General features: G+C 34.1%; 15 protein-coding genes and 1 pseudogene. 5 read left to right on the top strand and 11 right to left on the bottom strand.

Annotated elements, in window-relative coordinates; all coding sequences use genetic code 11:
• Positions 1-134: 134 nt before the first annotated feature.
• Positions 135-1280: a bifunctional cystathionine gamma-lyase/homocysteine desulfhydrase gene (locus HYI43_11695; GenBank protein UDI79167.1), complete on the bottom strand. Its 1146-nt coding sequence runs from the start codon at positions 1278-1280 to the stop codon at positions 135-137.
• A 5-nt stretch (positions 1281-1285) separates the two neighbouring features.
• Entirely contained in the window at positions 1286-2182 is an 897-nt protein-coding gene (locus HYI43_11700) for a cysteine synthase family protein (protein UDI79311.1), read from the bottom strand.
• A gap of 287 nt (positions 2183-2469) precedes the next feature.
• Here HYI43_11700 and HYI43_11705 point away from each other — a divergent pair, with 287 nt between their 5' ends.
• Together HYI43_11705 and HYI43_11710 are read left to right on the top strand one after the other, a co-directional pair.
• Complete coding sequence (locus HYI43_11705; protein ID UDI79168.1) at positions 2470-3000, top strand: pentapeptide repeat-containing protein; 531 nt, start codon at positions 2470-2472, stop codon at positions 2998-3000.
• 152 nt (positions 3001-3152) lie between these two features.
• Entirely contained in the window at positions 3153-3692 is a 540-nt protein-coding gene (locus tag HYI43_11710; protein UDI79169.1) for a hypothetical protein, read from the top strand.
• Positions 3693-3740: 48 nt separating this feature from the next.
• On the opposite strand, the gene HYI43_11715 is transcribed toward HYI43_11710, so the two are convergent.
• Entirely contained in the window at positions 3741-5069 is a 1329-nt protein-coding gene (locus HYI43_11715) for a sodium-dependent transporter (GenBank protein UDI79170.1), read from the bottom strand.
• A gap of 151 nt (positions 5070-5220) precedes the next feature.
• Here HYI43_11715 and HYI43_11720 point away from each other — a divergent pair, with 151 nt between their 5' ends.
• On the top strand, positions 5221-5517 hold the full coding sequence (locus HYI43_11720; GenBank protein UDI79171.1) for a hypothetical protein: 297 nt from the start codon (positions 5221-5223) through the stop codon (positions 5515-5517).
• 138 nt (positions 5518-5655) lie between these two features.
• Here HYI43_11720 and HYI43_11725 read toward each other — a convergent pair whose 3' ends face one another.
• The 8 genes from HYI43_11725 to HYI43_11760 form a co-directional block, all read right to left on the bottom strand.
• Complete coding sequence (locus tag HYI43_11725) at positions 5656-5904, bottom strand: hypothetical protein (GenBank protein ID UDI79172.1); 249 nt, start codon at positions 5902-5904, stop codon at positions 5656-5658.
• 14 nt (positions 5905-5918) lie between these two features.
• Positions 5919-6650: an alpha/beta fold hydrolase gene (locus tag HYI43_11730; GenBank protein UDI79173.1), complete on the bottom strand. Its 732-nt coding sequence runs from the start codon at positions 6648-6650 to the stop codon at positions 5919-5921.
• Positions 6651-6713: 63 nt separating this feature from the next.
• A complete protein-coding gene (locus HYI43_11735; GenBank protein ID UDI79174.1) occupies positions 6714-7577 on the bottom strand; it encodes a patatin-like phospholipase family protein in 864 nt (287 codons plus the stop codon).
• Positions 7578-7602: 25 nt separating this feature from the next.
• Positions 7603-8289, bottom strand: a complete 687-nt coding sequence (locus tag HYI43_11740) for a phosphatase PAP2 family protein (protein UDI79312.1) — start codon at positions 8287-8289, stop codon at positions 7603-7605.
• 62 nt (positions 8290-8351) lie between these two features.
• Positions 8352-9047, bottom strand: coding sequence for a GNAT family N-acetyltransferase (locus HYI43_11745; GenBank protein ID UDI79175.1), 696 nt, complete (start codon positions 9045-9047; stop codon positions 8352-8354).
• 169 nt (positions 9048-9216) lie between these two features.
• Entirely contained in the window at positions 9217-9585 is a 369-nt protein-coding gene (locus HYI43_11750; GenBank protein UDI79176.1) for a DUF2294 domain-containing protein, read from the bottom strand.
• A 69-nt stretch (positions 9586-9654) separates the two neighbouring features.
• Complete coding sequence (locus HYI43_11755; protein ID UDI79177.1) at positions 9655-12225, bottom strand: DUF2309 family protein; 2571 nt, start codon at positions 12223-12225, stop codon at positions 9655-9657.
• Positions 12226-12240: 15 nt separating this feature from the next.
• On the bottom strand, positions 12241-13740 hold the full coding sequence (locus tag HYI43_11760; protein UDI79178.1) for an NADH dehydrogenase subunit 5: 1500 nt from the start codon (positions 13738-13740) through the stop codon (positions 12241-12243).
• Positions 13741-14262: 522 nt separating this feature from the next.
• Between HYI43_11760 and HYI43_11765 the strand changes: the two genes are divergently transcribed.
• Together HYI43_11765 and HYI43_11770 are read left to right on the top strand one after the other, a co-directional pair.
• Positions 14263-14325, top strand: a complete 63-nt coding sequence (locus HYI43_11765; protein ID UDI79313.1) for an alpha family phenol-soluble modulin — start codon at positions 14263-14265, stop codon at positions 14323-14325.
• Between the two features lie 403 nt (positions 14326-14728).
• Positions 14729-15092 (top strand): annotated as a pseudogene (locus tag HYI43_11770) (DUF1304 family protein).
• Positions 15093-15097: the final 5 nt, after the last annotated feature.

Genomic DNA, 15097 nt, shown 5'->3' on the forward strand with positions numbered 1-15097 from the left:
AAATATAATTTCGATTTCGCTAGTGTATAACACATTTTCAAAATTCTATAAGGCCTTTATTAAAAAAAAATAGAACATCATGTTTACAAATATAAACACAATGTCCTACCCAAAATTTTATATGGTTTAATTAATTAGTTTAATGAATCAATGGCTTGTTTTAAATCTTCAACTAAATCATCAGTGTCTTCAATACCAATTGATAAACGTACTAAGCCATCAGTGATACCTTCTTTAGCACGTACGTCTGCTGGGATTGATGCATGTGTCATCAATGCTGGTACCGAAATTAAGCTTTCTACTGCACCAAGGCTCTCAGCTAATGTGAAGTAGTTTGTTTCACGAATAAGTTGTTTAGCTGCTTCTGTATCTTTTACTTCAAAGGCAATGACACCCGTATGACCGCTAGCTTGAGCAACATGTATATCATGATTCAAGTGATCTTTAATACTTGGATGGAATACTTGTTGTACTGCAGGATGATTTTGTAACATCTCAACAATACCTTCTACGTTACGATTAATTTGTTCCATACGTAAACCTAGTGTTTTAATACCACGCACTAATAAGTAGCTGTCTTGTGGTCCAAGTACACCACCAGTTGAATTTGAAATAAAGGCTAAACGTTCACCTAGTTTATCATCTGCTGTAGCTACTAAACCTGCAACAACATCACTATGTCCGCCTAAATATTTAGTTGCAGAATGTAACACAATATCAATACCAAAATCTAATGGATTTTGATAATAAGGTGTCATAAATGTGTTATCTACTACTGAAATTAAGTTATGCGCTTTCGCAATTTCAGCCGTACGCTTAATATCCGTTACACGTAATAATGGATTTGAAGGTGTTTCTACATATAACATTTTAGTTTCAGGTTTAATGTAGTCTTTTACATTTTCGATATGTGTTGTATCAACGAAATCAACATCGATACCATAACGCGTGAAGACTTTTGTTAATGCACGATAAGTACCACCATATACGTCAGAATTTAAAATAAGGTGATCACCTTTATCTAATAACATAATTACTGCACTAATTGCAGCCATACCTGATCCAAATGCAAAGCCATGTTTACCATTCTCTAAATTAGCAATAACACTTTCAACAGAAGTACGCGTTGGATTAGCTGTACGAGAATATTCATAACCCTGTCTTAAATCACCAATATCATCTTGTAAATACGTGCTTGTTTGATAAATAGGTGTTGTTACTGCACCTGTGAAATCATCTGTCGTATGTCCACCATGAATCATTTGTGTTTTTTTCTTCATTATAATTATTCTCCTTTATATTCAAATATTTTTTTCGACATATAACGGTCGCTTCCATCTGGAAAAATCGTTACGATAACGCCCTTGTCGATGTGTTTTTTAATTTCTAAAGCACCTTGTAGTGCTGCCCCTGACGAACTACCTACAAGTAACCCTTCTTGTTGGGCTAAACGTTTTACATTTTCAAAGCCATCTTTATCACTCACCGTGATAATGTCATCTACTAAAGCACGTTCTAAAAAGATAGGCCATTTCTCAGAACCAATTCCTTCGATATCATGAGCATGAGCTTCTCCACCATTTAATACTGAGCCTTCGGGTTCAACAATCACATTCTTTACATTGTAATGCTGTAAATGTTGAGCGACACCCGTAAACGTGCCACCAGAGCCTGCACCTGCAACAAAATAATCAATGTGTGGCAACGCATCAGTTAATTGCTTGCCTAATGTATGCGTATAAGCTGCTGGGTTATGCTCCGTTTCAAACTGATTCATATAAACCGCACCATTCGCATCCGCATATGCACGCGCCTCTTGCTGGGCACCTATCATACCTTTATCGCGACGCGTACGTTTTATGTCGGCACCAAGCGCACGCATAATGGATATCTTCTCTTCTGAAAAGCCTTCAGGCGCAAAAATGACACATTTCAATTGGTAGCGGTTAGCAGCGATGGCTAATCCTATACCTGTATTGCCAGCAGTTGCTTCAACAATCGTATCACCTTTGGAAACACGACCTTCCTCAATGGCTTTTTCAACTAAGTATTTGCCTAAGCGGTCTTTGATACTACCACCTGGATTAAATTGTTCTAGCTTTGCATAAATTTGTACATTATCATCACTAAAACTTTCCAACAATACAAGTGGCGTTTGTCCTATTAAGTCATATGCAATCATATTCATTATTCAAAGTGCCTTTATACACTTTGATATAACCTACTTTCTATAAATAATATTCATTCATCCCAAAAGCATTTTAAATCCTTACTCAATCGCTATGAATTATACATTATCCTTTGTATTATTGCAAAATACTGAACTGTACATCTTTTGTAAAAATTCTAATAAATAAGAGGCATCTCAATAACTATCGTTTAGCTAAGCAATCGTGTTACGATAATTAAGATAAACAGATAAACGATGGGCAATTGTTTTTCAAAAAATGTTATAAAGGAGACTACTAAATGACATCAAAGGCAGATTTATCTTTATCCGTATTTACCAACGAACATTATAAAAATGTATCATACACAAATAGCACCTTCAGAAATGCCATGTATGATGATTTGGAAATTAATAAAAGTCGCTTTAAAAACTGCAATTTTTCTGAAGGCATATTTAAAAATGTTCATACCGTTTCAAACTCTAAACTTATTAACTGTGATTTTAATAGCAGTATTTTCGTGAATATTAATTTCTTCAAGACATTAATGAAAAATATCGATTATAGCGTAACTACTTTTGACGATAGTCAATTCAATGCGTTATCTATTGAAACAACTTATTTTAAAGATTGTAGTTTACGAAATGTTACTTTCAAAGATGTCGTATTTAAAAAAGTATATTTTGAAAATGTCGCATTGGATTTGTGTCATTTTGAAAATGTAAAACTTAAAGATTGTACATTTAAAAATGTATCTATTAATAACTCTGCAATTCCTGAAAAATTATTAAAAGTGTTACGCAAACAGGATGTAAAATTTGAGAATATGTAATGATTATTAAAGTCGATGGTTTATAACATTAGCCGTCGACTTTTATTGCGTAAGTATACTTGTTATTTAAATAAAATTGATTTAATTGGAAATGTTTTGACCAGAACATTTCAAGGAATATAGAACTAAGTATCATAAAGGAGGACGCAACGATGCCTGCACATGCTGATGAACATTATAATGAATTTGAACCAAGTGGATTAACGAAAGACGATTTAATAAAATTTGATGAATTGAAAGAACAAATAGCCCAATTTAAAAATAATAATGGGAATACTGATTTACAACAACAGATTTCCTCTGAATTAGCCAAATGGAAAGAATATCTACGTGATCAATATAGACCGGAAGACTCAGCTGAAAAGTCTAGACTTTCTAACATTGCTGATAAAGTTCAAGGAGATATCGATTCAGCATTTGAATACAACGATGGTGAAAAAGTATATGCATTTTTAGAAGCGTCATATCAAAGAAGTAAAGAAGATTTAGTATATGGACGTACGTTGATTCTATATTCAGAAAAAGAAACAATTAATAAATCTTTGACATTCTTCAATTCTGAAGAAGAGAATCACAAACTTGCTGATTTTATAATCTCTAAAAACATTGAAATTAGCAAAGAAATTATGTCGGATGACTATGTAACATTATTAGAAATTGAACGTGATTATATCAATACACGTTTTCAATAAAAATAGAGATTGAGGGCGCTACCTCAATCTCTATTTTTATTTCATGTTCTAAAATAATTGCACTATAAAAACTAATATAATAACTGCCGGCATAATAAATTTAATTAAAAAATACCAAGGTGCAAAGAACTTAAACTTATCGCGTCCGAAGCTTTCTTTTAATGCTTCTTTATCTAATAATTGACCTACCACAAGCGTTGTTCCAAGTGCACCTAAAGGCATTAATATATTAGAAACAACAAAATCCATATTATCAAAAATTGTACCTGCCCCAAATTTCAAACCACTTAAACTACTAAATGATAATGTTGCCGGAATACTGATGATTAATACTAAAATACTTGCGATAAACGCAACGGATTTACGTTTTGTATTATCATTCTTCGTAAAGTTGGAAACGTTAAGTTCTAATAATGAAATAGATGATGTTAACGCTGCAAATAAGAATAGTATTAAAAAGATAAAGTAAAATACTATGCCAAAGCCCATTTGACTAAAGACTAACGGTAAGACTTTAAATAATAAACCTGGTCCTTCTTGGGGTTGATAGCCAAACGTTTTTAAAGCGGGGAAAATGGCTAAACCAGCTAATACCGATACGAGAATATTCATAACCACTATTGAAATAGCAGATGATTTAATTGTCATTTCTTTAGGGGCGTAACTCGCATACGTAATCATCCCTGTTGTTCCCAATGATAATGTAAAGAAAGATTGACCTAACGCAAATAGTACACCTTTCATAGATATATCTTCTAATCTTGGTTGTAAAATATAACGCACGCCGTCTATCGCACCGTCTAAAGTTAACGATTTAACAACTACAATGATTAAGAAAATAAATAATAGAGGCATCATCACTTTAGACGCTTTTTCGAGTCCTTGTTCAACACCTAACATCACAATAATCATGGTTAAAAAGATAAAAATCCCCTGTCCTAATACAGTTAACCAAGGGTTACTAATAATTGCTTCAAAATTAATACTTGTAAGTGATGTTTTCTCAATCGATAGCATTTGTAAGATCACATTACCGATATAAATAATAATCCAACCGCCGATAACACTATAGAAGCCAAATAATATAAATACTGCTAAATTACCATTCCATCCAATAATATTCAGCCATTTTTTACCAGTTAATTTACTATATATTTTTGTAGTGTAAGTTCGTCCCATTTTACCTACAGTAAATTCCATAATTAATAGTGGTAGTCCTACAAATATTGTAAATAATAAGAACAATAGTAAGAACGCACCGCCACCATATATCCCTGCCATATATGGAAATTTCCACATTGCGCCTAGTCCAATTGCTGAACCAGCACTTGCTAAGATGAATCCAGTTGACGTTTTCCATTGTGATTGGCTGCTCATTCAATTCACTCCCTTTAACGCGTTAAAGCGTTTATGCACTTAAGTACTACTTTATCATGTCTGCTTGAAGAGTGCAATATACATATATTTTTTATTTATTAAATTATATTGTAATATTGAATTAAAAAGAATCTATAAAGGAGGTACTAACATGTCTTTAATGCACGAAAAAGTAAAAGCGAATTATTGGAAAGGTAAAGAGGCTGTTGGAGGACATATCTTATTTGAAGATAGTGGCTTTAGATTTACAGCACATGCGTTAAATATTCAAACTGATTCAGTATTTGTGCCTTATAACATTATTAAAGAAGTAAAACCTTATAGAAGTTTAGGAATCGTACCAAATGGCGTCAAAGTAATGGATAAAAATAATAATGAACATAAGTTAGTGGTTTATCAAAAGAAAAACGTTGTACATTTTCTTAATGAGATGAAATCTAATCAATAAGATAAAAGAAGACACTAAGCACGATTCCATCATTGATTTACATCCCATAAAGTTAGATTTTAAGTCCAATTTTTGAAATGCAAATCAATCAACATCACATGCACAATGTCTTCTTTTATAATACTAAATTGTTATTCTTTAACCATTAAAACTATACACTATATCTTGATCTTCATTAACTTCTTCAATACTTAAGCTTTCAATATGATCAACGTTAATATAATGTACTTGTTGTCCACTTTTCAGGAAAAGATAGGCAAGTTCGTCAAATTCATCAATCAAACGTTGCACACATGTATCATAGTCCGGACCATTCTGAAATGTTTTAAATTCGTTGTATGTCTGCCCAGACGTAGTCGTATAGGTTAGTAAAAATGTTCGTTTCATTGTATCTCTCCTAATTAATTAGACATGAAAAATTCAGCAATCTCTTTTTCAACATCCTCACTACCGTCACCATGCGTCATAAGATGTTTACATAATGAGTGATTCGTTAGGTCTTTCTCTCGGCTGTTGATATGTTCAAAAATATAATGTGCACTATCTTGATATGATTGTTCGTCTTTTTCACCATAAAGAATTCTAGCTGGTGTTTGGATATCTCCTAAGTGTGCAGTGATGTTTGAAATGAAATCTTTAAACACTTTAATATTAGGACGATAAGCTTCAATTTGTTGTAATTGTGCTTGGGCTGTTGTTTCATCAAGATTTAGCAATTCATTCATGCGTTTACCATAACGTTCTAAACGCCAGGCAATACCCGCTTCTTCTTTTTCACTTGGTGCAGACATGACCGCAATTTTAGCGACATCGACTGTTTCTGCTAATTTCAATGTAAATAAACCACCCAATGATACGCCAGTCGCATAAATCGTTTCATAACCTTCTTCTTTTAAAAATTGATAGCCCGCTAGCACATCATTCCACCAATCATAAACTGTAAATTGCGTAAATTGATCAAGTGGAAGACCATGGCCACTATAATTGGGCGCATAGCATGTATAACCTTCATTATTTAGTACAGTCGCTAATGATTTAACATCGCGAATTGTACCTGTAAATGAATGTAATAAAAGCACTGCTTCATTTCGTGTACCTTTAAGATGGATTGGTCTTGGTGATTTCACTTTCATGTTCTATCTCTCCCTTACTTTTGAAAATCAACAAAATTTTAGTCTGCTAGCAGTCTAAAATCTTTATTTCTGTGTAACCCACTCACTATAGTCCTTATGTATATGTTGAGCGAGTGCTTGACCTTGTAAATAACCTGCATTACCAATTTTTAAAATGTTAGTGGGGTTGTATATATTATCTCCAATTTCTGCTTGGCTTTTACTATCTGGACGAATAACTAAAACATGGCTATGTTGACTTAGCTTTTCAGCATCATCATATGCGCCCGGCATCATACCTAAGCCATCAGCTAACGGTGCGATAATAATAATTGTATCAGCACCCTCTGCTAACATCGCATTCGTTGGTGAAATCATACCACCGTCAATCCAATCACTATTATTTAAACGAATATGTGGCCAAATACCTGGAACTGCACCACTCGCTGTCACAGCATCTTCAAGTGTGACACCACTTTTTGAATTAAACATTCCTGTTGCACCGGTTTTGGCATTAATGGCGGTAATTTCTAAATTATCTTGCCAAACGACATCACCTAATCGTTGTCTAATTGCTTGTTTACGTTCATTTAAATCGACATGAGAAGGTCTTGTATATACAATATCTCCCATCATTTGTCCTACTTTTTTCGCATCATCACGTCCAACTACAAAAGCATTTTGCCATAGGCGATAAATATCCGAAGACATTGTGGCGCGATCGTTTGCGTCACGTCTTTCATCTAATTCATAATAATAATCTCGCATATCATATCCATTAGCCAGTACTGCTCCCACGAATGAACCTGCTGACGTTCCTATTATTTTATCAGCTTGATCTACTGTCACACCGTTGTCTAATAGGCCTGCTAACACACCAGATTCCCAAGCAATACCAGTAATGCCGCCTCCACCTAATACTAATGTACGACCCTTTGTCATTGTCATCTCTCCTCTTTTAAACGACTTTGAACTATATATGCTTTGCAGTCTTTTTCGGAAAATTAAAGTAAAACAGTGGTAATATCATCAGATATAATGCAACCCATAGCATACCTAGCGATACGCCCCCTACAACATCTGTAATATAGTGTGCATGAAAATATAAGCGACAACATAATATACCTATCCACACCATTGTCGTTACTATATTCGCAATGATTTGTATCGCTTTAATCTTTATCATAGGTATCACAACGATAAGCAGTATTAAAGCGAGTAACGTGCTCGCATTAGAATGGCCACTTGGAAATGAATAGCCATGATCTCTCAATAGATGATTATAGGGACGTGGTCTTTCTATCATTTGTTTAATCAAATAATTTAATAATGTTCCTGTTCCTATTGTAAAAATAATCCATAAAGATAATCGATAATGCTTAAATAATAAAATGAGTGCTAAAACTACTGTAATATATATAACAGATTTAACTTCACCAATTTCAGCACACAATGTCATTACATTTTGCCAAAAGTGACTTCCAAAATGTCGTTCTGGTTCTCCGATATGTTGCGTAAGCCAATGTAGTGAACCTAAATCGACACTTTGAATGAATAACGTATTCGTTTTCACACTTATGCCTACAATTATAAAAATAATTAACCCAATCATGAACATAGGTACCGTTATCCAAGGTGTGATTTCTATTTTTTGTTTCATACTTCTTTTATCAGTCCCTAATTCCATAAATTTCTTTCATCTATTAAAACATGCCTATTGCCTCAAGAAAAATCATTAAGATGTTTCACTTGGCGTCCTTGTTCATCAAAGTTATCTGGGTCAAGCCATTGTTCAAATCTTACTTTTACATCTGGCCATTCCTCATCCAACATCGCAAACCAAGCGGTATCTCTGTTACGTCCTTTACAAATATTCGCATGTCTGAATATACCTTCAAATGTAAATCCAAATCGCTGTGCGGCATGTTTAGACGGTGCATTTAAATTATCGCATTTCCATTCATATCGTCTATATCCTAGTGTTTCAAAGACATATCTAGCTAATAGATATTGTATTTCTGTTCCTACACGTGTTTTCTTTAATTGGTTGGAATAGATAATATTCCCAACTTCAATTGACCCTTGGCCTGGATTGATACGCATTAATGCCAGAATACCCAAAGGCTGTTTGTGTATATTATCTATAATAGTAAAGAAGTATTTATCCTCACTACTTATCAACTCGTTAATATACGCTTCGAATTCACGCTTGTTATTAAAAGGACCCTCATAAAGATATGTCCAATTACGGTTTGCTTCACTATTACATAACACATCGTATAACGCATTGATATGATTTGCATTCAACTTTGTTAAAGTGCCATAACGCCCTTCTAAATTCTGTGCATTAGGAAATGGCGGTGTTACATAGTTATCTAATGCATCTCCAATTGGTTGTTTGTATTCGTTCATACGCATCGTTTTCAACTCCTACACTGCCTTTGTGTAAATTGTACACTAAAGCTATAAAATAAGCTCATGATAGGTTTGGTAAAATAGCGATGATTTTATTACCCATCATTTGGATTTATACAAAAAACGATAAAAAACGCGTCGTGCGTTTTTTATCGTTTTGCATCATCATCATTCAGTTTTGAAGTGATCTTTCTAAATTATCATCTAACTTGAATACAATCACACGCTCTCCTGTAATCGTACTTAAATCACTGTGAAAGCTATTCACGCTAACGCCTGTAATATCTAATATTAATTGCATTAAATCATCTTGCCCAGACTCAACAAGTTCTGAGCGCGTATGTTTAATATTGAGTAAACCTTCTTGCGTTTCACATACACGATATTCTGCCGGTGTTAAAACACCTTGTAAATTAACAATAATCATGTCGCGCAGAATATCTGTTTTCACAGATAATGAACCACGTCCAAGAAAGTCTTTCTCCCATTGGGTAATTGCCGTACTAATTTCTGCTTCATAAGCACCTTTAGATTTAGCCATGATTAATCATACGTCTCCTATAGATTGATTAACCCTATTTTATCACTTTTTTCGGAAAAACCGAACTCTCTACCAATCTTTCCAACTACCATTTTCATCGATACTTGCTAAACGTACCCAGTGATTATCTACTTTCTGTTTAAATTTAATATTATTATCAAGTAATGCTTCAATATAACGATCTGGTGCTTGAATAACTACCAATAGACGAATAGGCGAATGATAAATCTTATTATCTGCTGCCATCACAGATTGCCAAGGTAAACCTGCTAATAAGTCACTTGAATTCCCTTGCATTACCCCTACGCCAGAAGTAACTGATTGCGTTGTTTTATTCCCACTTCCGTAAAAATGTGGTGCAACCGTTGAAGCATAGTATTGTAAATTAATCCATTGGGCTACTAACGCAGGTCCAGCAATGATTGTATTAAGTATTTGACCATCTGGGTCTTTATTCCAATCATAGTTATGTAAGAACGCACGTCCTTCTAAGTTCGTACCTTCAGTAATATGACGTTGCCCGATAATAAACTCAGCATTACGCGCTAAGCCCCATTCTGGCCGAATCTCACTCCAGTCATTCGCATATCGATGTGCTTCAGCTACTGGATCTTTTACTTCTCCTTGATCTAAGCCTGGCAAGTTAGCTAAGCGTTCTAAATTCGCTTTATAACTTATACGAGGCATTGCCTCTTCGAGCATATCAAGCGCGCGTTGTGCTGACTGTGTTAACTCCGGCATATAAATAAATTCTAATTCGTCTACTGATGTTTTATGTTCTGCCGCAACGAAGACTGTTTCATCAGGGATTGTTATACCTTCTGCTTTCAAGCCTTGTCGTACATGTGGCAGATTCCCCATCATTGCCAATAACTTAGCATTAAACCCGCTTGAAGCACCTCCGCAAGCACCACACTCTAATGAAGCATGGTAAGGGTTATTGTTGGATTGGCTACCATGTCCTCCAAGGACAACTAACGGTGCGAAATCGGTTGTTAAATCCATAAGCTGTAAAGCTTGTTTGGTGAATGCAACTTGTTCTTCTTCAGTAAAACCAATTGGTAAATCACTATAAATATCATGCTCACGATTAATTGTTAATTTTGCTTCTGGTTTTTTCAGCCAATTTTTCGTAAATTTACGAACAAAGTTACCAGTCTTTTTAGGTATTAACGTACTTGCAATGGTGTTTAAACTTAAGAACGGTCCACTTAACTCAGGTAATAGCAAACTAGGTAACACATTATGTTTCATTAGCTTAAATGTATAAAACATTGAAGTAACAGAATGTTGTTGTTGATTATACATATTAAGCGAGTGACGATCTGCGTATTCTTTAATTGTGTAGGCAGGTGGTACCATCACTGGTAATGAGTTGTGACTAAATTGCTCATCTAGCACTTCTTTTCTAATAGGAAGACCGAAGAAACCTGCAATACCAATCGTTTCGAAAGGTCCTTCACTTTCTAAATGACGACGGAAAGGTTCTGAACGCACATCAATACAGAATGCCAATTGAACTTGCGTTTCTTGAGGGTTCGTTTCTTCTTTTTTGTCGTAAATCATATCGACTAATTCACGTTCATGTGTTTCTTCCCATGCTTCAAGCCATAATTTTTTAAAATAAAGTGGGTTAAAGTCATGTGCAAACCTTAAGTGTTCGAGTTGATCATCAATAGACATTGCTGCCCACTCATCAATCGTCATTTCACCATAATACAACCATTTACTAACAAGTTCTTTGATACGTCTTTCCACATTTAAGACTGCCGGACGGCTCATTTTTTCAGTATCTAATAAAATACACTCCATTGTTAATCGAATCGCAAGATATTGAGTTAATAAGTCTGTTTCATGTTCATTTTGTTCTGCACGATAATACATCATGCCAGCCCAACCCGGTAATGATAACAAATGGCCTGTTAAGTATGATTCACGTTCATCTTCTGCAATATCTAGATGATTTAATGCCATAATTAATGCTTCTCTATAATCATTAGGCAACGTTTTAATCATTTTGCGTTGTGTTTTGCTTAACATGGGATCATGTTGTGCTAAATGTAGCCAAGCAACATAAAATCCTTCTTCTCGTTTTGGCATCGTCCAACTTGATTGGAAATTATCAAGATAAAGTTTTGACCACTTAATGATATGCGTGTTCAATTCATCCATTAAGGATTCACCTTTATCATTAAATGCATTAGCACTTTTTGAACGCGCGTATTTGAATGGTTCATTTTCAAAGACACTTTTAAGTTTTGACACTTCTATCTTTAAATATGCTTCTTTAGTGATTAGGTTCGTTGGCACATCTTGAATAGTCATTGCATTTTTACAATAAATATCGATATGACTTTGTGGTACTGTCGTTTTGTAATCTTCAATTGCTTGTTGCACTTCTTCTTCAACAAGTGTTCTATCTATTTCCCCATTTTCCAAAGCAGTCATTACTGAAGCATTGCTAGGATATAAATCGATATCACGAACATGTTTAAACCATTGTGCAACTTGGTCAAAGGTTTGATGTTCCATTTCTTCCCAAGGGTTGCGTGCTGCAAAGATAGAAATAGGTGAAAGTGGCGTGATTACACGACGTGCTGAATGAACAGTTTCATCTATATTATGTTTAGTTATAGTCATGTCAGATTTCACCTCTTATAAATATTTCTTCAAATAATTTGGATGGCTTTCAACAGATTTAAATTTCGCTTCACCAATCTTAACAAGCCATAAATACACTTTGGCGAAAGCTGTTGATGAACGACGACGTGCTACCCAAATACTAAAGATACTGCCTAATACCAGAATTGCAATACAGATCATGACACTGATTAATGGTGGATGTGATGTAACCATGTACACATTATTTAAGATACTCATGAACACTTGATGTGTCACAATGTAAACAAGCGCTACGATGACAAGCATAGCAATACCAATAACGCGTCCCATTACGCCTCTGTTTAGAGCGACCATTTGATTCCAAGAGACAGATAGTGACCATGCTAAGATAAACGCACTTATTAATGTATATGGACTGTGATTACTTGTTAAGAAAAAGATTACCGCAATCATTATAGCAAGCGTTCTGCCTAATACTGTCCAAGCGTAAGAACGCTTCACGTTTGGCGGTGTCGGAATATTAAAGTGTTTAACAATAGATCCTGATTGTAAAAATAGCGTTGCTTTAAATACACCATGTAATATCAAGTGAATAATCGCTGCTGAGTAAACGCCTAATGCACATTGCACAAGCATAAAACCCATTTGGCTCATAGTTGAACCTACCAGTTGTCGTTTATAGTCAACATGCACTAAGCTTATGCCTGAACCGATCAATACTGAAATACTAGAAATAATTAATAGTACCGTTAAGGCAATGTTGTTATCAAATACTGGTGAAAAACGCGTTAAAATAATGCCCCCCGCATTAACGATACCCGCATGCATAATTGCTGATACCGGTGTAGGTGCAACTACAGACTCAATTAGCCAACTTTGAAATGGATATTGTGCTGCCGGGATAATAACAGCCACTACTAGTAGTAAATCTACGACTAATTTCAAACCATAACCCATCGCATGATCATAATCTTGTGAAGGATTAATCGTCCAGTCGCCTGTACCTATGTAAAATACAACTACCGCTAAAAGTAATGCTACCCAACCAATAATAAATGAACGGGCTGATACTTTAGCCGCTTCAGCTGGTACTTTCCATGAACGATTTAATCGAATAAGTTGTGTCAAACAAAATAATGTTAATCCCCAACAAATAACCATTAAACGTAAGTCGTTACTTAACCAGCCAACAGACGCAAATACCGTTGTAAATGTGTATAGCGGGAAGTATTTACGATAATTACGATCTCCTAATAAGTATCGCGCAGAAAATTTTTGAATGATAAAACCTAAAGCAAGTACAAAGGCACCTACTAACCAAGCTAGTTTATCTAATGCGAAGATACCTACAACCTCTCTGCCATTTAATGTTATTAATCCAATTACTCCTACAATGACAGGTAATAGAAGTATAGCTAAATGTAAACGTATGTATTTTACAGGAACCGATGGAATTAAAAAAATCAATCCACTTAACACTGCAATGACAAGCGTTACGAAAAATAATGTTAGTAATAAAACTGAACTTAACATTGCCGCTCCTCCATGTTTAACTCTTTTATATATTTTTATTTAACCTTCTTACACTGATAACAATATAAGAAAAGGCCTACATTAGTCTAGTTTCATTCCTGTGAAAAATAGGTTTAACTAACTATTGTAGGCTTCTTTTAGAACTCATTTAATTTATAATTTAAATGCTTTTATCAGCTACCATATATGTATGATTTAACTACATGTGTCTTACCCTTCAATTGAACAATGGCTAATTTAACCTTGCACAACTGCCTGATAACGACCTATGTAAAAAAATTCGCGTAATAACTACAATATAAGAAAATATTAAGAAAATGTCAAACTTTAAAATGAGTATACTAACGCTTCATACAAGAAGGTTTAATTTATCAGTAACATTTCAATTAGGCATGAATTATCGTATCAAATTAGTTAAAAAATCACATTTGCGAAGCGCTTTCATCAAGTTAGGAACTAACGCCCAAATATTTAGTAATCCACGATATACTTTATTTAACATTTAATAAGGAGGTACTCAAAATGGGAATCATTTCTGGTATTATTGAACTTGTTAAATTCATTATCGACTTAACTAAAAAATAAGTCTAGCACGCCGTACATAAACATTCCATTTAAAAAGAGTGAAATCACTTTCGATTTCACTCTTTTTTTGCGTTGAATTAACAAAACGTTCAACCCCTATATTTCTAAAGGTTGAACGCATGTGGATAAAATGAATTTATTTAGTTTAATTATAAAATAACATATTTTTAAGCGCTTGCATGTAACAAAATTGTGAAAACGCTTAAAATTTTTTGATAAAATTTTACGAATTTATACATTTAGTCGATATTTTGTGAATAATCTTTTAAAATTTTAATATTTATATCTATCGTAAATAAATTAGGGTAAATGAAGTGAAAGCATATGTTAGAGCATTGTTTATCTATAATAGCTCATTTCATTTACACATTTATTTCAAAGTCAACAGAAAGGAACAGTACTTATTAATATTTTATCTACAATACTCATTGTTTTAGTATCACTTGAATTTTTATTTATTATGTATTTGGAAACTTTCGCCACTACCTCTAATAGAACAAGTAAAGTGTTTGGCATTTCAATGCATACACTCAAAGACAAAAACGTTAATACGCTTCTTAAAAATCAAGGCATTTATAACGGGTTAATCGGTTTATTATTAATTTATGGTCTTTTTTTTCAGTAGCGTTCCCTATCAAACCTGTATCCCAATCTTAATTTATACAATTATCGTAGCAATATATGGTGGAATCACTAGCCATATCAGTATTTTCTTCAAGCAAGGTACACTGCCTCTCTTAGCCCTATTATCTTTATTTATTAGTTAAACAAA

Origin of the sequence: Staphylococcus taiwanensis, assembly GCA_020544305.1 — a bacterium.
Lineage (GTDB): Bacteria > Bacillota > Bacilli > Staphylococcales > Staphylococcaceae > Staphylococcus > Staphylococcus taiwanensis.